At 38.8% G+C, this 24,731-nt stretch carries 24 protein-coding genes and 4 pseudogenes; 13 read left to right on the top strand and 15 right to left on the bottom strand.

Translation table 11 applies throughout. The features are described from left to right. The first annotated feature begins 34 nt into the window (after positions 1-34). The 8 genes from IC21_RS13720 (at position 35) to IC21_RS17430 (ending at position 6,422) form a co-directional block, all read left to right on the top strand. Entirely contained in the window at positions 35-472 is a 438-nt protein-coding gene (locus IC21_RS13720) for an Rrf2 family transcriptional regulator (protein ID WP_029142964.1), read from the top strand. A 169-nt stretch (positions 473-641) separates the two neighbouring features. Next, positions 642-791 (top strand): epipeptide YydF family RiPP, encoded by a 150-nt coding sequence (locus IC21_RS13715; protein ID WP_029142965.1) that lies wholly within the window; start codon positions 642-644, stop codon positions 789-791. Positions 792-1,716: 925 nt separating this feature from the next. Next, complete coding sequence (locus IC21_RS13710) at positions 1,717-2,700, top strand: YydG family radical SAM peptide epimerase (protein ID WP_029142966.1); 984 nt, start codon at positions 1,717-1,719, stop codon at positions 2,698-2,700. Further along, complete coding sequence (gene liaK, locus IC21_RS13705) at positions 2,681-3,439, top strand: zinc metalloprotease LiaK (protein ID WP_035181029.1); 759 nt, start codon at positions 2,681-2,683, stop codon at positions 3,437-3,439. Before IC21_RS13710 ends, liaK begins: the two co-directional genes overlap by 20 nt. Positions 3,440-3,557: 118 nt before the next feature. After that, positions 3,558-4,187 carry a YydI family epipeptide exporter ATP-binding subunit gene (gene yydI / locus IC21_RS13700; RefSeq protein WP_029142978.1) on the top strand — a complete coding sequence of 210 codons (630 nt, stop codon included), beginning with the start codon at positions 3,558-3,560 and terminating at the stop codon, positions 4,185-4,187. Positions 4,188-4,208: 21 nt separating this feature from the next. Beyond that, the gene (gene yydJ, locus IC21_RS13695; protein WP_029142979.1) at positions 4,209-4,931 is read left to right on the top strand and encodes a YydJ family epipeptide exporter permease subunit; all 723 of its coding nucleotides are present in this window, start codon (positions 4,209-4,211) and stop codon (positions 4,929-4,931) included. A gap of 165 nt (positions 4,932-5,096) precedes the next feature. Then, positions 5,097-5,291, top strand: coding sequence for a hypothetical protein (locus IC21_RS13690; RefSeq protein ID WP_029142980.1), 195 nt, complete (start codon positions 5,097-5,099; stop codon positions 5,289-5,291). 915 nt (positions 5,292-6,206) lie between these two features. Further along, complete coding sequence (locus tag IC21_RS17430) at positions 6,207-6,422, top strand: IS66 family transposase (RefSeq protein ID WP_029142982.1); 216 nt, start codon at positions 6,207-6,209, stop codon at positions 6,420-6,422. A gap of 619 nt (positions 6,423-7,041) precedes the next feature. On the opposite strand, the gene IC21_RS15875 is transcribed toward IC21_RS17430, so the two are convergent. From IC21_RS15875 to IC21_RS13665, 4 genes and pseudogenes are all read right to left on the bottom strand, one after another. Next, complete coding sequence (locus IC21_RS15875; RefSeq protein ID WP_029142983.1) at positions 7,042-7,740, bottom strand: Crp/Fnr family transcriptional regulator; 699 nt, start codon at positions 7,738-7,740, stop codon at positions 7,042-7,044. 471 nt (positions 7,741-8,211) lie between these two features. Further along, positions 8,212-8,426, bottom strand: a pseudogene (locus tag IC21_RS13675) (sulfurtransferase TusA family protein); the annotation flags it as partial. 18 nt (positions 8,427-8,444) lie between these two features. Next, a pseudogene (locus IC21_RS13670) lies at positions 8,445-8,796 on the bottom strand (YeeE/YedE thiosulfate transporter family protein); the annotation flags it as partial. A 51-nt stretch (positions 8,797-8,847) separates the two neighbouring features. Continuing rightward, entirely contained in the window at positions 8,848-10,311 is a 1,464-nt protein-coding gene (locus IC21_RS13665) for an aminotransferase-like domain-containing protein (RefSeq protein WP_029142985.1), read from the bottom strand. A gap of 165 nt (positions 10,312-10,476) precedes the next feature. Here IC21_RS13665 and IC21_RS13660 point away from each other — a divergent pair, with 165 nt between their 5' ends. Beyond that, positions 10,477-11,100 (top strand): LysE/ArgO family amino acid transporter, encoded by a 624-nt coding sequence (locus IC21_RS13660; RefSeq protein WP_026684643.1) that lies wholly within the window; start codon positions 10,477-10,479, stop codon positions 11,098-11,100. A gap of 724 nt (positions 11,101-11,824) precedes the next feature. Here the strand turns inward: IC21_RS13660 and IC21_RS13655 are convergent. The 4 genes from IC21_RS13655 to IC21_RS13635 all read right to left on the bottom strand — a co-directional run bounded on the left by IC21_RS13655 (position 11,825) and on the right by IC21_RS13635 (position 14,664). After that, positions 11,825-12,016 (bottom strand): hypothetical protein, encoded by a 192-nt coding sequence (locus IC21_RS13655; RefSeq protein ID WP_234969536.1) that lies wholly within the window; start codon positions 12,014-12,016, stop codon positions 11,825-11,827. Between the two features lie 33 nt (positions 12,017-12,049). Then, on the bottom strand, positions 12,050-12,994 hold the full coding sequence (locus IC21_RS16425; RefSeq protein WP_014096853.1) for an Rpn family recombination-promoting nuclease/putative transposase: 945 nt from the start codon (positions 12,992-12,994) through the stop codon (positions 12,050-12,052). Between the two features lie 370 nt (positions 12,995-13,364). Then, positions 13,365-13,589, bottom strand: coding sequence for a sulfurtransferase TusA family protein (locus IC21_RS13640; protein ID WP_014096852.1), 225 nt, complete (start codon positions 13,587-13,589; stop codon positions 13,365-13,367). A gap of 13 nt (positions 13,590-13,602) precedes the next feature. Further along, positions 13,603-14,664 (bottom strand): YeeE/YedE family protein, encoded by a 1,062-nt coding sequence (locus IC21_RS13635; RefSeq protein ID WP_029142868.1) that lies wholly within the window; start codon positions 14,662-14,664, stop codon positions 13,603-13,605. 315 nt (positions 14,665-14,979) lie between these two features. Between IC21_RS13635 and IC21_RS13630 the strand changes: the two genes are divergently transcribed. Further along, positions 14,980-16,131, top strand: a complete 1,152-nt coding sequence (locus IC21_RS13630; RefSeq protein ID WP_234969540.1) for an AGE family epimerase/isomerase — start codon at positions 14,980-14,982, stop codon at positions 16,129-16,131. A gap of 93 nt (positions 16,132-16,224) precedes the next feature. On the opposite strand, the gene IC21_RS13625 is transcribed toward IC21_RS13630, so the two are convergent. Continuing rightward, positions 16,225-17,124 carry an SDR family oxidoreductase gene (locus IC21_RS13625; RefSeq protein WP_013860636.1) on the bottom strand — a complete coding sequence of 300 codons (900 nt, stop codon included), beginning with the start codon at positions 17,122-17,124 and terminating at the stop codon, positions 16,225-16,227. A 229-nt stretch (positions 17,125-17,353) separates the two neighbouring features. On the opposite strand from IC21_RS13625, the gene IC21_RS13620 reads away from it, so the two are divergent. Beyond that, entirely contained in the window at positions 17,354-17,569 is a 216-nt protein-coding gene (locus IC21_RS13620; protein WP_013860637.1) for a DNA-binding protein, read from the top strand. A 65-nt stretch (positions 17,570-17,634) separates the two neighbouring features. On the opposite strand, the gene IC21_RS13615 is transcribed toward IC21_RS13620, so the two are convergent. The 4 genes from IC21_RS13615 to IC21_RS13600 all read right to left on the bottom strand — a co-directional run bounded on the left by IC21_RS13615 (position 17,635) and on the right by IC21_RS13600 (position 20,823). Then, positions 17,635-17,826, bottom strand: a complete 192-nt coding sequence (locus tag IC21_RS13615; RefSeq protein ID WP_013860638.1) for a YbxH family protein — start codon at positions 17,824-17,826, stop codon at positions 17,635-17,637. 133 nt (positions 17,827-17,959) lie between these two features. After that, on the bottom strand, positions 17,960-18,967 hold the full coding sequence (locus IC21_RS13610) for an ABC transporter substrate-binding protein (protein ID WP_014096845.1): 1,008 nt from the start codon (positions 18,965-18,967) through the stop codon (positions 17,960-17,962). Between the two features lie 15 nt (positions 18,968-18,982). Next, positions 18,983-19,684, bottom strand: a complete 702-nt coding sequence (locus tag IC21_RS13605; protein WP_202622502.1) for an ABC transporter ATP-binding protein — start codon at positions 19,682-19,684, stop codon at positions 18,983-18,985. A 65-nt stretch (positions 19,685-19,749) separates the two neighbouring features. Continuing rightward, complete coding sequence (locus IC21_RS13600) at positions 19,750-20,823, bottom strand: FecCD family ABC transporter permease (RefSeq protein ID WP_029142866.1); 1,074 nt, start codon at positions 20,821-20,823, stop codon at positions 19,750-19,752. Between the two features lie 291 nt (positions 20,824-21,114). On the opposite strand from IC21_RS13600, the pseudogene IC21_RS13595 reads away from it, so the two are divergent. Beyond that, positions 21,115-22,452: pseudogene (locus IC21_RS13595) on the top strand (IS1380 family transposase). A 269-nt stretch (positions 22,453-22,721) separates the two neighbouring features. Continuing rightward, positions 22,722-23,282, top strand: a complete 561-nt coding sequence (locus IC21_RS13590) for a hypothetical protein (RefSeq protein ID WP_013860643.1) — start codon at positions 22,722-22,724, stop codon at positions 23,280-23,282. A gap of 194 nt (positions 23,283-23,476) precedes the next feature. Here IC21_RS13590 and IC21_RS17425 read toward each other — a convergent pair. Further along, positions 23,477-23,783 (bottom strand): annotated as a pseudogene (locus tag IC21_RS17425) (transposase); the annotation flags it as partial. 115 nt (positions 23,784-23,898) lie between these two features. Then, positions 23,899-24,615 (bottom strand): MFS transporter, encoded by a 717-nt coding sequence (locus tag IC21_RS13580; protein WP_029142865.1) that lies wholly within the window; start codon positions 24,613-24,615, stop codon positions 23,899-23,901. Positions 24,616-24,731: the final 116 nt, after the last annotated feature.

Raw genomic sequence — 24,731 nt, 5'->3', positions numbered from 1 at the left:
AATTATATGAATTACATGAGGATGGTGACTGGAAATGTCGATCAGCAGTCGTTTTGCTGTTGGAATCCATATATTGGCATTGATTGAAATGAATAAAGATGGCGTGAGTTCTTCCGAGTTTTTAGCGGAGAGTGTGAATACAAATCCTGTTGTCATCCGGAAAATCATGGGGATGTTGAAAAAATCCGGCTTAATAGAAGTCCATCCGGGAAAAGCAGGGGCAAAGCTGGCAAAAGCGCTGTCCGATATTACACTCCTTGATGTTTATAAGGCCGTGAATGTCGTCCAGGATAAAGCGTTATTCAGCATTCACCGTAACTCGAACCCGAAATGCCCTGTGGGAAGAAATATTCAGAACACCATTGAACCGATATTTGAAGCATCCCAGATTGCAATGGAGAAAGTTTTGGAGCAAGTGACATTGGAAGACGTGGTAAAAGACATTGCTAAAAAAGAAAACACCATCTGTTAAAGTCCAAACAATTAAGCAGCTATTTCTCTATTGGAGAAAAAAGTTCTCTGTGAAAATTTTTGCTTTAGTATAAGGTTTAGAAAAATATATTATTTCTGTGACTATAGTCACAGAAATAATGAATATAATGAGATAATATTTATAGTATAAGAGAAGGAGGTGATAGATAATGAGTAAGGAAAATACACAAAATAGTAATGTGAAAAATTTGGAATTTAAGAGCTTGGTAGAAGAATCTCAAAAGTTGGCCAAAGTTAACGATCTTTGGTACTTTGTGAAATCAAAGGGGAACCGTTGGATAGTTGGAAGTGGACATTGATAAAAGTCACATATAGTAGACTTTGTCTCTTATACTTAACTAGCAAAAAATTTCTTTCTTAAATCATGAGTTTAGAAAGGGCCAGGGCTTTGCAGAAATCAAAGCCCTGAGCCATACTTGTTTTTAATTTTGATTCCTACACTTCACTGTCTAAATCAAAGAATAAGGAGGAAATCGTCCGATTGGATCCGAGATCGCTTTAAGCTAAATTCTCCAGTGTATCTTATGAATCTTTGTCACAAAAAGAAGAGATGACAATATAAAATTTAGATAAGTTTTTCGCGCCAAAATTAATCATGACCCGGATAGATATTGACTTCTGGCAATACATAGGCAATGGCAAAATTTAGTTCAAATTATATAACAAAAAAGTCATTCTCAAAACATGAAAGCACTAGTAACATAGTAAGACGAATAGTATCTTATTTTGAAGCTTTACTCTGCTATATAAAGCGAACTTAAGTTATTCGCGTCAAAATCAGTTATAGTCAGGACAGATGACATTGCTTCTGGCTACACATCATGAGTAGTAATGTTTAGTTCAAATTATATAGCGGGAATTTTATATACCGACTATCTTTGTTTTGTTAAAGCAAAGACAGTTATTTATATTTTCGATACTAAAAGTATACACACTTGTAACAATCCATATTGAAGAACGATTAAACTCAATTGATGGGATTCGTCATAAAGCTAAAAAACAATTCTGTATAATCATATTTTTATGCAGCTGTTTCCTTCTAAATAGGAATGAGGCTTTTTTACGATATTTGGAGTCTATGGCACGGGGGCTTATCAACAAATTTGATATTTTTACAACGGCTGTTTTTTGTTCGTGCAAAGACTAATTTAGGAAAACAATGATTAGTTTTTCTAAGCTTAACATGGTCAGTAATTTTTGACTATTAAAGGGGATGAATATTTAATGTATAATAAGACAGTAGCAATTAATTTAGATTCAAAATGTAATGCATCTTGTGATCATTGCTGCTTTTCTAGCTCACCAACTTCTGAAGTAAAAATGGAAAAAGACTATATAAGGAATTTAGTAAATGAATTTGCAAGAAGCAAAACAATAGAGGTAATTTCATTCACAGGCGGGGAAATCTTTTTAGATTATAAATTTTTAAAAGAATTAATGGAAATAATAAAGCCTTACAAAAAACAAATAACATTGATTTCTAACGGGTTTTGGGGAGGTAGCCAAAATAAAGTTGAGGAATATTTTAAAGACATGAACTCTTTAAATGTGGTAGCATTAACTATAAGTTATGATGAGTACCATGCTCCTTTTGTAAAATTATCCAGTGTCAAGAGAATATTTGAACACAGTAGGAAATATCCAGATATTGACGTTTCTCTAAATATGGCAGTCACCAAAGATAAGATGTCAAATCGTATTTTGGAGGAATTGGGTGACTCAATCTTAGGAATTAAGATTACAAAATTTCCATTGATCCCGGTTGGTGCTGCTAAAAATAGAATTAGCCAGGAAAATATACATAAATTTTATAATCTTGATGATGAAGATTCTCTGCAATGCCCTGGCTACGAAATTGTTTATCACCATGATGGAGAGATATATCCATGCTGTTCCCCTGCTATTTTCGAAACAAAAATAACTTTAAGAGAGGAATATAGTCAAACTTATGAAAGAACTGTAGAAAAATTGCAGTCTAACCTACTCCTGTTTATTATAAGAAAAGAAGGATTTAAATGGTTTTTAAATATTTTAAAAGAGAATAAAAAAATAGAGGAATTTGGTATTCCCTATGAGTTTTCTTCTATTTGCAGTTTGTGTGTTTCATTATTTAATTCCGAAGACAAAATAAATTATTTTCATAATTTTATGGAAGATTACTACTACGCAAACTATGGAAATAAAGATCATGAAACCGCTAAAATTTGAAGATGAAGACTATGAAATTTTCGTGCAAAAACATGTTTTTATAAAAGACAAAAAAAGTGGGGAATATTATAAAAACAGGCTAGACTCTCTTACTGAGAAGCAATTAACACGCTTGAAGACTTATAAAGAAAAAGTACCAACAAAATTATTTTACGCCTTTTTATGCGTTATAGCTATATTATTTGTATTTAATTATACTCATTTAATGAAATTGCAACATGAATTATCCCCTCTAATTTATGGTTGGAAAATGTGGATAGTTATAGGCGGTTATTTCATAGTAAATATATTTTTTCATGAACTGGGACATATCTTGTCTTTGAAATTCTTTGGGAAAAAGTTTGATAAATTTGGATTTAAACTGAATTTTTACGTTTTCCCTGCATTTTATGTTCAAATGAATGAGACTTACATGCTTTCTAGGAATGAAAAGATTATTGTTCATGCAAGCGGTTTGTTTATCAATTATCTTTTTGTTAATATTGTTGAGACCGTGAATCAACTTACTTTTTCTTTTGAACCTTTAACAAAAGCATATATGTTTTTCTCAAGCACTTTATTGTGGAATTTAGTCCCCGTATTGAATTCTGATGGTTACAAAATTGTTCTAGCCTTTCTTGATTTAGACGAATATAATAGTATTAAAAAAAACCATTGGCTTGTACTTACTATTCAAATTATTGGGGTATGCATTGCAGCAAACACCATTGTACATTGGATATTGTATTTTGCAAACTAGTGATAAAGAGATAAACAAAAAAATTTATTGTGTTTATAAAAGCAATCATTAATAATGAAAAGAAGAAATAATCATCCCATTTTGTTTAAAAAGTTATTTGTTTAAAAGGAGCTCGTGTATGAACATTTCAAACTACACTTTAAGAGTAAAAGGTAAGACGTTACTTAAGAACACGAACCTACATTTCTCAAATGGAAGAATCAGTCACATCTTAGGAAAAAACGGAGTTGGAAAATCTCAACTTGCCAAGGACTTTCTATTAAACAATAGTGGACGGATTGGAAAAGATATTAGTCAGAACATTTCTCTAATATCCAGTTCATCTAATATACCTAATGATGTTTCCAAGGACTTTTTAATAAACTTTTTAAATAATAAATTTGATTCCAAACTGATAAGTAAAATTGCTGTCTTACTGAACCTTGAAAATATTGACGGAAAAGTTCTAATTAAAAATCTTAGCGATGGTCAAAAGCAAAAACTAAAATTACTTAGCTTTTTGTTAGAAGATAAAAAAATTATCGTTTTAGATGAAATAACAAATGCCTTAGACAAAAAAACAGTAATGGAAATACATCGTTTTCTGAATGAATACATTCACGAAAATCCGGAAAAAATTATTATAAATATTACACATAACTTATCAGATTTGAAAGCCATTACAGGAGATTATTACTTATTCAATAATCAATCAATTCAAAAATATGATTCTATAGATAAGTTGATCGAAGTATATATAAATGAGTAAGTATATTGTGGGAGGGCAACGATGAAACTGGAGTTTAAAAAAAGTATTAATAACAAGGTTTTAATTATACTGGGATCTATGTTTCTGTTTGTTTTTTTACTCGGGTATTTTCTACCGATTGGAATAGACAGGGTTAGCAAAGTTACATATCATATATTCTTCTTTAGCTCCTATACAGTTGCTACAGAGTTTGGTTTTATGTTGTTTTCATTCGTTATAGCTTTCTTTATCAACAGGGAGTATACTAATAAAAATATTTTATTTTATAAGTTAATAGGGGAAAATATTTTTACCTTCTTTTATAAAAAAGTGGCGGTTTTGTTCATAGAATGTTTTGTGTTTATATTGCTCGGCTTATTTTTGATATCAATAATATATCACAACTTTTCACATTTTACTTTGTTGCTATTTTTATTTTCAGCTGTTGTTTTTCAATATATCGTCATTATTGGAACGTTTAGTATATTAAGCCCAAATATATTGATTAGTATTGGCATAAGTATTGTTTATTGGATAACGTCCGTTATTTTAGTAGCCATAAGTACGAAAATTTTTGGATTTATCGCTCCCTTTGAAGCAGGTAACACGATGTACGCACGAATAGATAAGGTGCTTCAAAGGGATAGTATGACACTTGATACCAAGGATATCTGGTCTATTGTGATATATTTAGCCTCTATTGTTATTATAAATATTATTATCCTAAGTCTTTCTAAAAAAAGATGGATTAAATTAGGAATCTAATAACCTATAGGAACTCGGCTAATATATTGTTCAACCATCAACGCAAAATTACTTTTTAACTAATAGGATGGAGATTAGCCACAATAAATTGGGATATTGTCTAAATTAATTTGAGGCTGCACCTCCTGGTACTATGAACGTATCAATTAAAGGAGGTGCTTTTCTTTGCCAAAACAAAAACTAACCATTGTCCCCGTAACATTACAAACTGAAAATGAAAATACTCCTGGAATAACCCCGCCCGTGCTGTCCTCGAAGCCTGCTTGCACGATCAAAACGGCAATCGCAGAGATTTCCATCTTCAACGACGTAGATAAGCACACCATTCAAACGGTCATGAAGGATTTGAAAAATCTATGAGATAGGACAACACAAGCATGAAAAACATTCATATAAACTTCTGGAAAACAGATATGCGGAAAGGTATTGATGGACTATATAAAATGAACTTAAGTTTTTTACATCAAGCCCGGGCGCCATTTGCATAAGGGTTACTTTGTACAGCAAGCAACAGAGCCGTGATATTTTATTCATTTTATATAGCAACGCTGATTCAATTAACCAACACCAAAAGGTGTATTCTAAATTTGCATATTTTTATCCCGCTTTGTCATTCGCTATGGTATACTAACGTTAACTTATATGCGAAAATTGGTGACTTTTATGGTTAATGCCTCTCCCAATAACGAGAAAATAATTTGACTTCTCGAGGAACAACTGACTTATTTAAATCAACAAAACAAAGATTTATCAAAAAAGCTTGATCAGTCGAATAAACAGATTGGAGCGTTAACCGAACAAATTCGCCAATTAACAAAACTTTTATATGGATCTAAAACAGAGAAATAAAAATACAATGTGCCCGATGGGCAAGCTTCCTTATTTGAGGATGGCCCTTCTTTTAATGATCCTGAGCATACAGAAGGACAAAGCCAACAGACGATTTTTTAAACTGTTGTACGGAAAGCAAAAAATAAAAAAAGAAACGAATCCTTGTGTGATGACATAGAAGTAGAGGTCATTCATTCTCACCCGGAAAGTAGGATTCGTAACCGTTGTCAGAAAAAATGTTCGAAATCGGCAGCACTCTCGTACGTGAAGAGGTAGAGTTCAATACTGGGATGACTTATTCTAACTCGAAAGGCAATTCAAGCATTTGCCTCCGAGTAAACGAAGAAAAAATCGCCACTCGAGGCCAATTGTCGAAAAGTTTCTGGACGGGTGGAAAAATCGTCATTTTAACGAAAGAGCGCACTTACAAAGGCAGCAGAATACATGCTCAATAGAGTGAATGGACTAAAAGCGTTTTTGAATGATGGACGAATTGAAATAGATAATAATCTAGCTGAAAACGCCATCCGTCCGAATGTCATTGGCCGAAAAAATTGGCTGTTATCCGTATGCGAGGCCGGTGCAAAAGTAAACGTCATCTGTTTAAGTATCGCAGAAACGGCGAAAACAAATGGGATAGTTTCTATTGGTACCTTGTGAAACTACTAACGGAACTACCGAATTTAGAAATTCATAGAAATCCGGAAATTTTAAACCAATATTGTCTTGGTCAAAACGATCCAGGCAGTGGAAAATATCCGTTGATTTGCAAAAAAATCCATGATAAGCGGCTATTTGTGATGCGTACCGAAAAGGTCCGCTTATTTTTATATAAGTAGGGCTTCCTGAAAGAATCATTTATAAAAATTTAATCAGAAAGCTCTACTTCAATATTTGTCAATCGGAGAGATATTTGCAAGGACAGGCTAATTTTCTCTTCTTCCTCCATTAAAATGGCTTCCGAGTCCAGAGTTTTAAACCATTGCTTTTAAAATTTCGTTAAAGCTCTGTCAGAATCATTATCCTACTGTTCTTGACTTGTTGAAATGAAAACCGTGGATATATCCATGAGCTGTGGAGCAACGCCATTTGAAGGCAAGCAGCGGAAGCCACGCACCTTCAAAAATTGAGTCCGTAAGCAATATCCTACTTTCGCAAAACAATCACAGTTAGTGTCTCGAAAAGTCAAAAAAGTAATTGCAAATAGCTTGAGTTAAGGATTCAATACTATGCCGTTTGCTCAATTTAAATAGTGAAAAAGTGAATATTTTACCATTCTCTATGAAAGTTCACAATAATGTAAAGGACAAGATTCGCAGTGTATGTAATTCCTTAAAAAGGTTATATTTTTGACGATAATACAATGATCCACACTATCATATGAAATAATTCCGTCTTTTTTTAACTGGTTCATATTTCTTGAAATAAATTCACGTGTTGTTCCACAAATCTGGCTTAGTTCTTCATGAGAAAGTTTTAATAAAATTTTATATCCATGTTCTTTTGGAACACTACATGTATTTACTAAACGAATTAATGTTGAATACAGTGTTCCCTTTTTCCCAAATAAAGTAAAGTCTCTTATTATAAGATTCTTTTTGTTTACCTGATTGTAAATGTATTCCTCCCATTTTTCTTTTAACATCTTGTTATCGCCTATCGCCTTACTGAAAGTTTCTTTAACTAGTTTTACCAAACGGCAATCTGTTTTTGCTAATGCAAAGTATTGGTAATTGATACTTTCATAGTCGGATATATCTAGCAAAAAGAAATGGCCAGGGTTCATGATTTTTATGATTAGTTCCTTCCCCTGACATGATAACTGTTTAACAAACATATAGCCATCTATCAGAGCATATATAAAAGATTGCTTTTCCGTATCCATATTGATGATCTGTCCTTTTTCATAGAAACAGGAACGCCCTTTTTTTGAAATAAAATTGAATATTTCTTCGTTTATAATTTTGTTTGTATACATAATACAGACCTCCGTTTCATCGTTTATTATACTTTTTATTTATTCCCTATTTAGGGCAACCTGAACGAATCGGATTTTGGCAATTTATCCGATCCTCCCAGCAAGCCGGTTTTAATGTTTACCACCAATAGAAGAGATATTTGCAAAAGGGGGGATTCTGTCCTCTTCTAACCATCGAAATAGCTTTCAATCGCATTTTTTTCTGTATTTTCTTTAAAACTCTTGCGTTAAAGTTCTGCAAAATCTTAAGAATCCTTGCCAATTCTGAGAATCTCGCTTATTCATCAACCTCTATTTATATTGGCTCTAAAAGTCCTTGTCTGGTGGTTTTTACAATGGTCATCAGCCAACCATAAACCTGAGAGGCTCAAACAGCAATATTCCCGAGCAGCCCAAAAATTCCTCTACTAATGATTATAAAAGATAAAGAATGGAGATGAAAGCAATTACAATAAATTGTTTAAAAATTTTATTTTTCCGGACTGTAATCGCTATGCTGCTTCATCAAGTTGTTCAAAGTTTGTGACAGTTTAGCCTGCTTCAGCTCGCGGGATGCTTACCGTTGCTTGCGTGCAGTCAAAGTGGCTGACAAGGTCATCCCCCGACTGCATTTCTTCAATGGCTTTCTTTGCTTCAATTAACGGGAACGGGCAAAGTTGGCCCATGACTCCCAATACTTTTTCCATCTTGCATTCCTCCCTACGCTATGGGGACGGCCTTTTCACCGCGGTTTTTTGGCGCTTTATTTGCGGACGGATAAACATGAAATAGGAAGCCGTCCATGCGCCAAATATCATAAACAGCAGTGCCAACCAGCCCTGCCATGTCATCATTTCCGTTTTGACGAGGCCGTTGCCGATCGAACAGCCACCTGCGACACTGGCGCCGAATTCCATCAAAGATCCCGCCAAGGAAACTGCGGATACCTGTCTTTGCGTCCGGCATTCTAAAACGAAATTCGCGGCTTGCTTTTGCGGCGATAAAAGAATCGAGAAAAATGCCAAGCACGAGAAAACGCCCCAGTTCTTCAAACGTTTGGTCGCCCGTTACAAGGAACGGTTACCACTATCGGCAGCTCGTGAAAGCGAGAACTTTCCGTCTTTCTTACTATTGTTTTGTTTCTTTTGCTATTTGTTTGACTATAATGGCTAGTCGGGCAATGGCGTCTTCAATGTCGGATAAAGGTGCATAAGCATAGGAAATTCGCAAGTACTGTATTGCATCGCGATCATACAGATTTCCCGGATTAAGTAATATCCCTTCTTTTAATGCTTTTTCAAAAAGTTCGCGAATCGATAAAGATGGAGTGAGATGGACCCAGACATAGAATCCCCCCTTTGGAAAATTCCACGTAGCGATATCGGTAAAGTGTTTCTCGAGTGACCGAACCGTTGCGTTACGACGAATTTTTAACTGTTCCCTAATATAACACATATGTTCATCATATAAGCCACTAGAAAACCATTCGGCAGCTGCCCATTGAGATAATGAACTTGAACCATAATCTGTTTGCATTTTTATATCTGCAAGTCGTTCGATTACAGCTTCCGGCCCCACAATCCACCCAATTCTTAACCCTGGACTTATTGTTTTTGACATACTTCCTAGGTACAAAACCATTCCATTCTTATCCTCTTTCTTTAAAGGATTTGGGGGTGGAGAATCGATCCATAAATCACGATAAACATCATCCTCGATAATAGGAAGACTCTCCTGTTCACATATCGCCATCAGTTGCTTTCGTTTTTCTTCCGTCAACAGTACCCCTGCTGGATTATGGAAGGAGGGGATCGTGTATAACAAGGAAGCATTATATTGTTTTTTATACTTTTTGATTAATGACGTTTGAAGACCAGTCTCATCCATTGGCACTCCATATAATCTCATACCAGCAGATTGAAATACTTGAACAGAATACAGGTAAGAGGGTTTTTCAAGTAAAATATTTGACCCCCTATTTAATAGACCAATGGAAATCAGTTGTAATGCTTGAAGCGCTCCTGAGACAATTAATATCGATGCGGGAGAGGCATTAATCCCTATCTTTTTTAAGTGTTCCGTTAGTTGCTGTCTTAAAAACAAGTCGCCTTTTGGCTCTTCGTATCCTAATGAGGCCATTCTATTAGGAAGTCTCTGGAATACATCTTGCATTTTTTTATACGGTAATAGTTCCGGTGAAAGTTCTCCGGTTCCTAAACGAATGATATTTGGCCTGAATTCTGCTTCATTAATATCTTGAATTGCAGGTAAATTGGGTTGATAACTCCCTGCCTTCACATACGAGTTCCAGTCGGGAGGATGGTTGGATACTAACAGATTCCATGTATTATTTATCACTTTTGTCCCACCCCCGGTTTTTCCTTCGATTAAACCAAGGGCAGTTAATTCATCCAATGCTGTTACGACGGTACTACGATTCACCCCAAATGTCTCGGCTAGTACCCTCTGTGAAGGTATTTTTGTACCGACAGTCCATTCTCCGTTTATAATCTTATCTTTTATGTACTTTTCAATCTGCTTATATAAAGCGACTGAAGACGACCTATTCGGTTTCCACTCTAAATGTTGCATGTCTTTTTCTCCCATCCATTTTATATTTTCATTATAAAATTTGGTTGGTTTAATATCCATCAAATTTGGATGGATACATATGGGGGATTCTCCTCTAAAATAGTCATAGGTTAATCAATCATAAGGAGTTACCCTTTGAATTTTCTTTTTGAAAGGAGGGAGAAGATGTTAGAAGCATTTTTACATGGATTTGTTTTAGCCTTTGGTCTCATTTTACCTTTAGGTCCACAAAATGTTTTTGTCTTTAACCAAGGTGCTTTGCAATCAAATCTTATAAAAGCTCTACCAGTAGTAATCACAGCAGCAGTTTGTGACACAATCTTAATTACTTTGGCCATTCTAGGTGTTTCAGTTATTGTTTTATCATTTTCATGGCTTCAAACCATTGTTTATGGGATTGGGTTTTTATTTTTAATTTACATGGGATGGTCGATTTGGAAATCTGCTCCTTCAAAGGACGAACAAGTAGAAAGTAAGATGTCAGCAAAAAAACAAATGACTTTTGCAATTTCTGTTTCCTTATTAAATCCTCATGCCATATTGGACACAATTGGGGTGATCGGTTCTAATTCAATAAGCTATACTGGTTTAGATAAACTTGTTTTTACAATAGCCTGTATAGGTGTGTCCTGGATATGGTTTTTTAGTTTAGCTGTAGCAGGTAGCGTGTTAGGTAGGGTAGACACAACCGGTAAATGGATGATTCGGTTGAACAAATTGTCTGCACTTATAATTTGGCTAGTTGCTATCTTCATTGGGAAAGAGCTAATCATCTCGCTATTTAAATAAAGAATATAAAATGAACTGAAGTTTTTACATTGACAAGTTCATCCATTTGCATGATGATTTTTTGCAGCCGGCAACAAAGTAGCAATGTTTAGTTCATTTTACAAAGGAGCATTAAAATGGAGGTTACCCTCAAACCTTATGTGTCCTATTAAGCATACGGCTTTTGAACAAATATTATTTTGCGGAGGAAGGCAGCAGTATCCGCATATTGGTTTTATGACCAACCAGAACTTGAAAAGTCAGAGGCCGTCTCGTGATCAACATTGGCAAAAAGACGGCCTCTGATTATAACGGTGGAGTAAAAGACGTTGTTAACAATGGATTCTTTGCTCCACTTCCAAAGTCGCTCCCGTTGCAATACGTACATTTGTTGTGTAACCTTTATTAAGAAAATTAATTGTTGTTGCTAATGTTGACGTTGGCGAAATAGGATTTCCATATGAATCATGTTGGACTACGCTAACAGCAGTTGGAGCAACTTCTGAACGAACATTGTCAGTGTTGGTTTCGTTAGTAACTGTTTGGTCTGAAGTCGTGTCATCCTAATGTAAAGGTGTCATCTGTTAAAGCTTGATCAGTTGAAGAACGTTTGATCTTTAGTTGTTGGATCAGTATCGGTATTTCCAATTCCGCTAGCTTTTGCAATTCTTCTTTTCTCCCTTCTTATCTTAGTTCATCCGCATACGTTTCATCGTGCCGCCCTCCCGTTTCAATACCATTCGCCTTATTCTTTTTCCAGCTCCTCCTTTATTTCAAGGATCTTTTTTTCAGAAAAGCCAGTTGCTTTTTTGATAAAATCGAGGGGTATCCCAAGTTTAATAAGGTTTCGGGTAATTTCAATTTTTTCTTCTTGTCTCCCTTCTTCTCTTCCTTCTTTTCTTGCTTCTTGCTTTAGTTCATCCTCATACGTTATCATCGTGCCGCCCTCCCATTTCAAAGCCATCAGCCCTTATTCCTTTTCCAGCTTCTCCTTTATTTCAAGGACCTTTTTTTCGGAAAGGCCTGTTGCTTTTTTGATAAAATCGAGTGGTATCCCAAGTTTAATAAGGTTTCGGGTAATTTCAATTTTTTCTTCTTGTCTTCCTTCTCGTTTACCTTCTTCTCTCCCTTCTTCTCTTCCTTCTTTTCTTGCTTCTTGTTTTAGTTCATCTTCATACGTTATCATCGTGCCGCCCTCCCAATTTTTGATTTCCTGGTTAAACTCCTGTTGGTATTGACTTTCGAGTTTTATCATGTGGTCCATGAAAATGAAAAGTGTCAGTAAATCCTTTTTATCGAGCTGCAAGCGATCTTTCATAACAGCTAAAACCCGGAGCAACTGCTTTTTCAATTCTAATTTGGTTGGCTGTGCAGCTGTTTTTCCATACAGGGCTTTTTTTGCCGCAAGGATTACAAAAGCAAATGGATTAGTCGATTGCAACAATTCATTTTCATCTTGTTCCGCTATTTTATACACATTGTATTCATAACTCAATTTTGTCCCGAAAAAGTTGTATTCATAACGGGGTGGGGTATACGTTTCGGAGTAATCTTCGGTGTAAATCACAAGCGCGAATATCTTTTTATCATACGCATCAAAAATCCGGTAGAAGTATTGAAACATTCTTTCTGCAAAATCAGTATCTTTCCACCCCTGCACTTCGATATGGACAAGTATCCACTGTTCGCTACCATCTTTCAAATACACTTTAAAAAGCCCGTCTGCTTCCCGGTCTCGGCTTTTGCCGTCCGGATTCAGCCTTTGGAATTCCTTATCCAGGTCGTCAGGTGGCTTGTCCCAATCGATCATCTCATACAAGCCTGGTGAAAAAAACGCAACAAAATCTTCAAACAGCGAATGAATAACCCGCTTCCAATGACGGTCATATTCATTGCGCCCTGTCCGATTATCCATCCCATTCCCCCTTTTCAAGTATTAAAACTATTCCGTTTTTATTATACAACATTTTTGAAATGAAGGGAACACCAATTCGACAAAAATGATGATTTCAAAATTTTTCGTCTTTTGACCCAAAACGTAGATGGGTGTGAAAACGCGACTATATTTCAGAGGTCTCCGCTGATTTCCGTGAAAATAGACGTTACCCATGGAAAACGCCGCAGATTTTATAAACCAGCCTTCTTGAGACCCACTACAAGCCTGTCGAGCATCGATAGCCAAGATTTCTCCTTGCTCAAATTTCATCGGCGAGCGCCAAGCAGCCATGCACGGCGCACCGAAAAACAGGCTGCCTTGTGGGACAGCCTGCGTTAAAAATCAAGATTTATTTTTTCCGGACTGTGATCGTCCATGCTGCTTCATCAAGTTGTTCAAAGTTTGTGACAGTGTGGCCTGCTTCAGCTGCCCAGCGCGGGATGCTTTCCGTTGCTTGTGTGCAGTCAAAGTGGATGACAAGGTCATCTCCCGGCTGAATTTCTTCAATGGCTTTCTTTGCTTCGATTAACGGGAATGGGCAAACCTGGCCCATGACTTCCAATACTTTTTCCATCTTCCATTCCTCCTTATGCAGTGGTGACGGCCGTTTTCGCCGCAGTTTTTTGGCGCTTGGTTTGCGGGCGGACAAACATGAAATAGGAAGCCGTCCATGCGCCAAATATCATAAACAGCAGTGCAAACCAGCCCTGCCATGTCATCATTGCCGTTTTCACGAGGCCGTTGCCGATCGAACAGCCACCTGCGACACTGGCGCCGAATCCCATCAAAATACCGCCAAGGAAACTGCGGATACCCGTTTTTGCGTCCGGCATTCTAAAACGAAATTCGCGGCTCGCTTTTGCGGCGATAAAAGAACCGAGAAAAATGCCGAGCACGAGAAAAACGCCCCAGTTTACAAACGTTTGGTTACCCGTTACAAGGAACTGCAGAAGATTGGCAGTCGGCGTTGTAATCCCGAGGCCATCCATTCTTCCGGTTGCTTCGCTTAAAGGCCACGCTAAAATCGCAATAAGTCCGATAAGTACTGCTGTAAAAAACGGGTGCCAGCGTTTTTCAAACAAAAGATGCGCAAGCCCTTTGCGTTTTGCCTTCATCGCCGGAACCGCCACTTTCGGCTTCCGCATTTCCCTGATTAAAATGGTCAGTACAATCAGGGAAAAGACTGCGATAATGATCCAAATGTTAATCCCTAGTGTATCCGCAATCGCATTTTTCGGAAGCTGGATGGACTGGAGGGAAGTGGTTACCGGCACGAGCACGCCGGATTTCATAACCGCGCTCATGACCATGTAGCCAAAGAGCGCGATCCAGCTGCCCAAAAGCCCTTCGCCGGCACGGTACCATGTCCCGGTTGCGCAGCCGCCGGCCATGACAATCCCTATCCCGAAAATATATGAACCGATAATAGCAGCAACCCACGGGAATGTGCCTGCAGCATATTTGATCATGCCGAGCTGAATAAGTGCGTAAACCCCGATGCTTTGAACGGCAATCGCAATTAACAGCGCGTAAAACATGCGGTTGTCTTTGGCAATATACATATCACGGAAGCCGCCCGTCAGGCAAAACCTGCCCCTTTGCATCACAAAGCCGAGCAATGCCCCGCAAATTAACCCTGTTAAAAGCATGAAACTCCCCCTTTAATTCTCACTAAATTTATGGGATTAATTATAGTAATATTCCGCCCCATTTTCAAGTGTTACACACCAAAAAAAGGCAGCACAAATTTTCCCAGCCCCTGTTTGCTTTTGCGGCGTTTACAAAAAGCCCCCTCAAAGTACAGCTCCTATTTTGCGGGTTCCGGCATTGGACGCGAAAGCAAATCCCCGTTTGCTGCTCTCATATTTGCCGGAAGCGGATCATAAAGTACCTTTTAAAGGAGTGATGCGAAGATGGAGCGATCATGGCCGGATTTTACATCAGCCCGTTTTCTGAAATAGCATATTCTGGATACCGTGAACTTTTATGCACCGCGCTGTATAGACAAAGTGTCCGGCGGATATATCAACTGCTTTCTGGATGACGGCACAGTATGCGATTATGAAACGAAACAACTTGTAGGCCAGGCAAGGTTTGTGTTTATTTTCAGTGCGGCGGCGTTGCTGGAGCCCGGCCAAGCGTACCGGCAACTGGCGGAACACGGTATTTCGTTCTTGCAGGACCGCCAGCGCGACCACAAACACGGCGGGTATTATTGGGAATTGAAAGGCTGGTCTGTATCCCATTCAGTGAAAAGAGCATATGGCCATGCCTTTGTTTTGTTAGCCGCGGCGATGGCGGCAAAAGCAGGCATATCGTCTGCTGTTCCCATGATTGCGGATACATTTGAAGTATTGGAACGCCATTTTTGGAGGGAAAATGAGGGGCTGTATGTTGATGAAATCTCGGCCGACTGGTCAGAAGTATCCCCTTACCGCGGACAGAATGCCAATATGCATCTGTGCGAAGCGATGATGACAGCATATGAAGCAACCGGCAACAAGCGATATCTTGAAAGAGCAGAACGCATTGCCGAGTCGGTCATGTTTCGTCTACTTCCCCAATCAGGAGGACTGATTTGGGAGCACTATCATGAAGATTGGACAATCGATTGGACGTACAATTACGGCATTACGAAAAGTGAGCTTCGGCCTTATGGCTTTATTTTCGGCCATTCGATTGAATGGAGCAAGCTGCTGCTGTTGTTGGAACGGCTTGCTCCCGGCAATTGGCGGAAACCAGCGGCGCAATCCTTATTCCAGTCCGCCCTCGGCCTGGGCTTGGACTGGAAAAATGGAGGCATTTTTTTCAGCATGGCTCCAAGCGGGCGTATAATCGATTGTGATAAATACTATTGGGTCATGGCTGAAGCGATCGGCGCATCATCCCTGCTGGCCGCATCTGGCTGCAATCCCTTGCACCTGTATCGTGATCTGTTTGCCTATTGCTGGACTTATTTTGTCGACCAGCAAAGAGGCGGCTGGTACCAGCTGCTGAGTCCGTGCAACCGCCGTTACAGCAATATAAAAAGCCCGCCGCCCAAAACAGATTACCATCCTGTAACGAATTGCCTTATCGCATTAACATCTTTTTCCCCATCCGGGCCTGCCGAATAAGGTTGGGCACTGGTGCTGCATTTAAAAATGCTGCGGCACGGCAAAACGGACGTTAACCCATTTGGCCGCAGTTTTGACAAAAGCAAGCCCCGGCTATGAAGCGACAAAGCCGCCGCCGTTCACATGAATAGTTTGGCCTGTGATATAAGAACCGTCGCTTGAAGCAAGCAACACATAGACAGGCGCCAGTTCATAAGGCTGGCCTGCGCGTTTCATTGGTACGTTATTTCCAAACGTTTTGACCATATCAGGAGGAAAACTCGCAGGAATCAGCGGTGTCCAGATTGGGCCCGGGGCAACAGCATTCACCCTGATCCCCTGGTCAACGATGTTATTGGCAAGCGCGCGCGTAAAGCTGACGATTGCCCCTTTCGTAGCTGTATAATCAATCAAATCTTTCCGGCCGATATAGGCATTAATCGATGCCGTATTAATAATGCTGCTCCCTTCAGCCATATAAGGAAGCGCAGCCTTTGTCATGTAAAAAAACGGATGAAAATTTGTATCAAACGTCGTATGCCACTGTTCGTCGCTAATATCCAAAAACCGGTTTTGAACAAATTGAACCGCTAAGTTATTGACAAGGACATCGATTTTCCCGAACGTTTCAAGGGTGCAGGCAATGACATACCGGCAGTGGCTTTTGTTGCGCAAATCCCCCGGAATCAAAAGGCAACGCTGCCCCAAATGTTCAATTGCCTGCTTCGTTTCCCTGGCGTCTTCATGTTCATCAAAATAGGCAATAACAATATCTGCTCCTTCTTTTGCAAAAGCCACTGCCACAGCCCTGCCAATTCCGCTGTCACCCCCACTAATGATCGCAACCTTGTTGTTCAGTTTTCCTGTTCCAATATAATGGGGATTGTCATAAACAGGACGGGGAATCATCAAATATTCAAATCCCGGATGCCTCGTCTGGTGCTGGGGCGGAAATGTGTTCGAGACTTCTTCACACTTGATTTCTGATCCATAATAAGAAGATTTTGAATCCATGATTACACCTCTTTATCCATTTTCCTTAATGTATTCAGGCGAAAAAATAACGTTAATGCTCTATGCTCGGAACGGCAGAATGGATGGCCCCGATCCGCCGGTATGCGGGAGCTGGGCAAACATGGCCGTGTGGGGGATATAGCACGGTTATATTTCTTAATGGGCAGCTAAAAAATTCTTTTAAAGGGTATAATCAATCATAATGGCACCTTATTGAAGGAGGAATATTATGGAAAATATGACCGTTTACGCCAAAAATGCAACCGATCCATCCCAAATTCAGTTGATCGAACATGAATTGAAAAAGATGGACGGGATTGAGCGCGTATTGTCTGATACAAATGACGGAGAGATCAAAATTGAATTTAACCCCGGACAATTGACGCAAAGAGAAATCATCACAAAAATGCAAGAATTGAACGTGCATCTGATCCTGGAAGATTAGCGTGATGCCTGAAAAACCCAATTTGCCTGTATGGAATCAGGCAAATTGGGTTTCATTTTAACGAACTAAAGGTGTTTTTCATACAAATAGTGATTTACCAATTCTTCTATTAAATCATGCTGGGGATAGTCACCATTAAATTCGAATCGGATTTCTTCAATAAATTTTTCTCCATGATAAACATGAATGGCACCGGTTTGGCTGACCACACTGAACTCCGGTTCGAAGGTATATCCATTATGCTTGATTGCACCCATCCTATATCGTTTCCTTTCCACCATCATTTTTGGTTTTACCTATAGGATGCTGGAAATTACAAAATGCATGCATCGTAATCATATGGGCTAATGTTCTTCCCTTGTTTCCCAACTTTGGGTTACGGAGAAAAAACTATTTAAATTGATCAGGGTACATTTCCTTTGCCAGTTGTTCTATTCCATCGAGTGTGTTGTAGCTGTAGCCGAAAAGCTCATTATAATCCATCGCGTAAACTTGCTTATTTTTGATTGCTTTCATACTCGATAATTTGGGATTTTCATAAAGAGCCTTTTTGACCTTATCGGCATTGTTTTCCCAATTCAGTACAATCAATACATCGGGATTGGCTTTTACTAATTGCTCTACACTAACAGTCCCCCGCACATTTTGAAATATGTTTTTGAGTTTTAACATACCAAAAGCATTATTGAAAAAAGTTTCATTATAAGCAGAGTAGATGTTGATTTCTTTCGGATCGGACATGTGTAAATAGGCGAATGTCTTCGTTTCTTGAATGCCTGACAGTTCCGATGTAATCTTCTTCTGGCGCGCCTTTAATTTGTTGGAAAATAGTTTTGCTTTTTCCTGGACATTAAAAATTTTTCCGAGATTGTCAATATCTTTATATATTGAGTCATAGGTCCCGCCCGGAATGGATGATTCAAGAATATAGGTATGAATCCCCATATCATTCAGAGAATCAACCGTTCCGACACCCCAGTCGGCATTATCGAATAAGCCGCCGCGACTGACAATTAAGTCCGGGTTTGTCCCAAGCGCCGCTTCTTTTCCGACATACGAATTACTGAGTATCTTTAATGAAGCATAGTCTTTTTCAACCGATTTGTCCGGGGCGCCAAAATTCCCGCCTACCCCGACAATCTTATCTTTCAGGCCAAGATGAAGGAGCAGTTCCGCCGCCGTTCTTGTCGTAACCATCACCCGTTTCGGGGCTTCCTTGAATACCTGATCCTTTTTCTTATATGTAGTGCCGCCCTCTGCTTTTGTATAGTTATGAATCGTCAGCGGATAATTCGACTTGCTTTTCATATTTTTTTCCGACCCGGTCGTTTCCCTGTTCCCGCAACCCGCAAGGACAAGCAGTGCGATGAGGCAACCGGCAAAGATTCCTTTTTTCATGTCTGTCCATCCTCCTTAAAGTTCGTATGCAAATCCAAGCCGGTTGGTCACAGGATTCACATAAGTTTGACATTTGATTTCATACAATTCCTCAATTAATTCCGAGGTCAGCACTTCTTCCGGTTTTCCATGTGCATATACTTCTCCGCCTTTCACGACATATAAATAATCGCAATAGGCGACAGCCAGATCCAAATCATGGAGAGCCGCCAGCACACTAATGCCAAACTGCTTGACACAGGAAAGAATTTCGATTTGATGGCGAATATCCAAATGGTTGGTCGGTTCATCGAGAATCATTAAGTCCGGCTGTTGGGCTATGGCACGGGCAAGAATCACCCGTTGCTTTTCCCCGCCTGATAATGACAAATAGCTGCGTGTTTTATATTCAAGCAATTGCGTTTTCCTTAATGCCTCTTCAACAATTTTGTAATCGTCCGGCTGGTCCGATTCCAGTAACTTCTTGTGCGGTGTCCGCCCCAACAGCACCATTTGCTCGACTGTTAAATCAAAATTCATTTCATTGAACTGCCCTACTACGCCTAAATGCCTTGAAACTTTTTTTGCCGAGCTTTTCAGTACATTAAGGTCATCTAAAAAAACGCTCCCATTTTGCGGCACAAGACTTTTATAGATACTTTTGAGCAAAGTTGACTTCCCGCATCCATTCGGGCCTACTAAACCGACAAACTGTTTATCTTTGACAAACACGGACATGTTTTTGATGATCTCTTTCCTGCCTCTTTTTACTTGCAGCTTTTCCGCCGTTAATTCCACTTCCCTCAACCTCCAAATTGATAGCCTTTTTTCACAATCATATAGATAAAGAGTGGGGAGCCGATCACTGATGTAATGATGCCGATGGGCAATTCTACATTTTGGATTAGAATTCGGGACAAAATGTCCGCCCATATTAAAAAGAGCCCCCCTGAAAGGATTGTTGCCGGAAGCAGCTGTTTGTGATCTGCGCCGAAAATACCCCGGCAAATATGCGGAATGATCAGACCAACAAATCCGATTGTGCCGGCATAAGCAACCATCGTACCCGTTATCAATGCTGTGACCACCATGTAGAGCTTGCGGAATAAACTTAAATGAATGCCCAATGTGACGGCAGACTCATCACCGAGTAGCATCGTATTTAACACACGGTGCTGAAAAAGAAAAATCAAAGAGCCGATCAGGACCACAACAGACAAAACCGGCACCTTTTCCCAGCTCGCCGATGCAAGGCTTCCCATTGTCCAGAACGTAACGTCTTTAATCCCTTCTGCATTGTTGGCAAAGTAAATCACAAGGCTGGAAAAAGAACTGCACAATGCTCCGACAACGACGCCTGACAATACCAGTTTTACAGATGTTGCTTTTCCGCCAACACTTGACAAAAGCAATACTGCTACGGATGTTGCCATCGCACCCATAAAAGCGCCAAATGCAATGCTAAATGTGCCAAACAAGTCATTGCTTACAAACCCGATCAAAATGACAATGGTCGCACCAAGCGTTCCTCCTGAAGAAATCCCGATAATATATGGATCAGCGAGCGGGTTTTGCACAACTGCTTGCATCACAATCCCGCACAAAGAAAGGCCCATCCCAATCAATAAAGCAAAAATAACTCTGGGCATTCTGATTTGATAAATGATATTAAAATAGGAGGAGTTTTCCATCCCTTTAATGTGCCCCATTTTGCCATTTGTCAGGACGTGCAGCAAAACATTCATTGATTTTTCAATTGGTATGTGGACCGTTCCAATTGAAACCGAATAAATGGCGGAAAACGCAATCATACAGATAAGGAGAAAGATAACAGGATAATAAATTTTCCCGATTACACCGTTGCTCGTCCCTTTCAAAAAAACACCTCCTTTTTTGCTTCTAATGATAATGAAAATCATTATCATTTATGCATCCATTTATCATTATAAATGCTTCCTTGTAAACGTCAAGCAGATTTTTGTGTATTCATAAAACTTTTTAGGTGCCTAAATTGCAACATTAAATGCAATACTTAAGGAAATACCCGTAAACCTGTGATATACCTGAATCCGTGATGAAATTTTCATTCAATCTCGAAAAATCTGCATGGGATCTAGTATAATATGGACAGAGTTCCATTTTAACCAATTCCACAATCAGGTGATTTCATGAAAAAGTTTATTATAGAAGCTACGAATGAACGAATTACTGCCCAAGCAGGATTAGCTATTGTAGGAAACCTACTAAATCAGACAAATTTAGATTCAAAGTTAAATGCCTATAAATTGCCAAGCATTTCCCGTAATCCTGAATACTCAAATGGTGATGTTGCCAAATCTTATATCGGCCTGCTTTGCCAGGGCAAAAGTGATTTTGACAATATTGAAACCTTCCGCGATGATGCCTTTTTTCAATTTGCTTTGGATATAAAAGGGGTCCCTTCCAGCCCAACTTTAAGGCAGCGCCTTGATCAGGCAGCTTTGACGAAAAAGTGGAAAGAGGTTCTACTTGAAGAATCGCTGGATTTGATCCGCCGAACCAATGCTAAAATTAGCCCCATTTACGCCAAAGAAAAAGCTTATATTCCGGTTGACATGGATGTTTCACCATTTGACAATTCCAAAACAAAAAAGGAAGGTGTCGAAAGAACCTATAAAGGCTGTGACGGCTATGCCCCTATGTTCGCCTATATCGGGCAGGAAGGTTACTGCCTTAATGTTGAAATGCGAAAAGGAAACGTGCATTGCCAAAAAGGGACACCGGATTTTATTAGAGACACCCTTCCGTTTGCCAAAAAACTGACAGACAAACCTTTGCTTTTCAGGCTTGATTCCGGAAACGACAGCCGGGATAACCTCATCATTTTCCTGGAAAACGAAACAGACTTTATTATCAAACGCAATCCCCGTAAAGAAAAAGCAGAGGACTGGCTTGAAATCGCTCAAAAATATGGCATGTGCTGCGAAGAACGGGAAGGAAAGAAAGTCTACCTTGGATCCATCCCCGCAACTATTGAAATGAATGGCGAAGAGCGTACCATCCGGAAAGTGTTTAAAGTGATCGAAAGATCGATCTCGAGAGACGGTCAGATTTTTTTGATACCGGAATATGAATTTGAAACCTATTGGACGACCTTAGATGTCCCGGCTCATGTGGTAGTTTCACTCTATCACGACCATGGTACATGCGAACAGTTCCATAGTGAAATTAAATCAGAGCTGGATTTGGAACGCCTGCCATCCGGAAAATATGAAACCAACGAGCTCATTCTCCATTTTGGTATTTTTGCGTACAATTTACTTCGTATGATCGGCCAGGAAAGCTTGAAAGAATAGGATACACCTCTTAAAAAGAAAGTGAAAAGAAGAAGAATCCGAACTGTCATACAGAACATGATTACCCTGGCTTCAAAACTTGTTCACCAAGGACGACAGTGGAAGCTAAAAATCAGTTCAACCAACAAATGGCTTCCAGCTTTTGGACGCCTTTACTATGCCTTTTTCTAATCAGGCATGAACTAGCACCTATACATTGCCGTAAAACTTGCAAAAAAAATGGAGATGGCAAGCTTATTTGTCGTGCCTGGAAAATCTCCTGAACAGCTTCTTCAAAAATTGAAAACAAGAAAACTACTGTTTAACAAATAATCAGTCACTTATCGGAAGGCTGCACAATGGAATCTACCTATTAATGCCACAAATTAGGTTTTTGTCACGGATTCAGGATATAATAAACTGTGTTATGAAGCAATAAAACTAAATAGATAGGGGATATAATGAAAAAGCAAATTATTCATGTCACAGTTGCGAGTTCTATTTTGTTTAGTGTGTCTGTTCCTTTTACAACTCATATAAAAGCAGCAGAAGTATCTAATCAGCAAGAAAATGTTCATTTAACAAATACTGAAACTCAAAACTTATTAAAGTTACAAAATGAATTGCAAGCTCATGGAATTGCTGAGACAGACATTGTAAATGGGATTCAATCAAGTTTATCTGGAGAAGACACTGAAAACCATGTTGTTACAACATTTGGCGTGAAATCGAAAGCAGCTAAAGTAGCGGCAAAGTCCATGATAAAAAAACTCAAAAAAATTGGTAGAATCTCATGGGATAGAACTGTAAGGAATTATGTTAATAAACTGCCTATTTCAAAAGGCTCGAAAAGTACCCTGAAAAAATATTTAAGTTACGAATTTGTAATGAAGACCCTTAATATTGTGGTAGACTTTGAGGGCACAATAACGAATGCACTAACAACTCAATTAAAAAATATGGGTGTACCTAGTTGGTTAGCTGGAACAGCTGCAAGAGCATTGGTAACCTTATTACTTTGAGAGAATAAGGATATAGGAGTGGGTATTCTATGGAGTGGTTCTTAAAATCATTGATAATCATAACAGGAGTATATGTTATTGCCAATATCCTTTTTGATTTAAATTTCAATCCTGAAATACATATTGTAACAAAAATCATTCAAGCTTTGTTCTTTCTATTGTTATTAATCTATGTTGTTTTTTTTAAGACCGGATCAAAAAATAAATAATTGGAGCTTGCTGAACGAATCAGATACAAGCCCAGTTTTAAAATATAAAATAGTAAAGTGCAAATTTTTCAAAAATATACCTGAGGTTTCCCTCCAGATTCATTTTGAGAAACTGAAGGGCTACTACTGTTTCACTGGTCTCCTGAAAGCATGTTCGAATAAGGCTTAACCCGCACCTGTGCTTACCTTCGCAAAAATCTTCCTTCAGCGGCGCTACGTTCAGAGGTATCCTGTCCTGCAACACGTTCTAAGGTTTTTCTTCCGTTTTGTATGGACGCCCCAACTTTGGCCCCCCAAAGAAACAAAAACAGGTGAACCGCACCCTCAGTGGGTTAAAATAGTTTTAGGATTAACATCTCACACTGGGAGGTTCACCTATACATAGCATAATTAAATATAAAGAAAATTTATTTTACTTCGTTGGTTGAAAGTCGCTTTGCATTTTTTCGTACAAAAGCGCATGCTATACAAGCCAAAGCAATAGCAGCCATCGGCAATAATAAACTTTCACGCAATGCTGTTAAATAACCACTTAAATGGCCGCCAAATTTTGTTGAAATATCAAAGACCAATTCAAATTCCGAACCATGATTCATGGCAGAAATTCTATTTTGTAATAAAGCCCCAACAGCCGCACTGCCTCCAACTGTTCCCAATTGGCGGACAGTATTCATCACCCCGGATGCTGCACCTGCAACTTCATCCTTCACTTCTTTCACGGCAACTGCTGCCGTCGGTGAAATTAATAACCCGTTTCCAAACCCAGTAATCACCATCGACAACATAAATTGCACCCAATAGTTATGGCCATTCATGATAAAAATAACCCATATCATCCCGATCAGGGTCAGCGCTAATCCTGCAAGCACAAGGTATTTCCCACCTATTTTATTTGAAAATTTTCCGGCAAATGGAGATACACACATGGAAATAAGTGATGCAGGAACTAACGTAAGTCCCGCCCTAAATGCATCATATCCCAAAATGGACTGAAAATATATCGAGAGAAGCAGCATTAACCCAAGGACGCCAATAGAAAAAAAGACTCCTACCACATTCATTAACGTGTAATTACGATCTTCAAACAAAGCAAATGGAATTAACGGATCCCGCTTCTGACGCAATTTTTGTTGAACATAGAATATGATAAAGAGCTTTTTGCGATGTTAACAATTTTTCTTTCAATGCAAATAGAACACCACCAGAAATATAATATTGTCAGATAAATATATGCCCATTT

Origin of the sequence: Heyndrickxia coagulans DSM 1 = ATCC 7050 (assembly GCF_000290615.1) — a bacterium.
Classification (GTDB): domain Bacteria; phylum Bacillota; class Bacilli; order Bacillales; family Bacillaceae_C; genus Weizmannia; species Weizmannia coagulans.
This window is presented reverse-complemented; position numbering and strand designations above follow the sequence as displayed.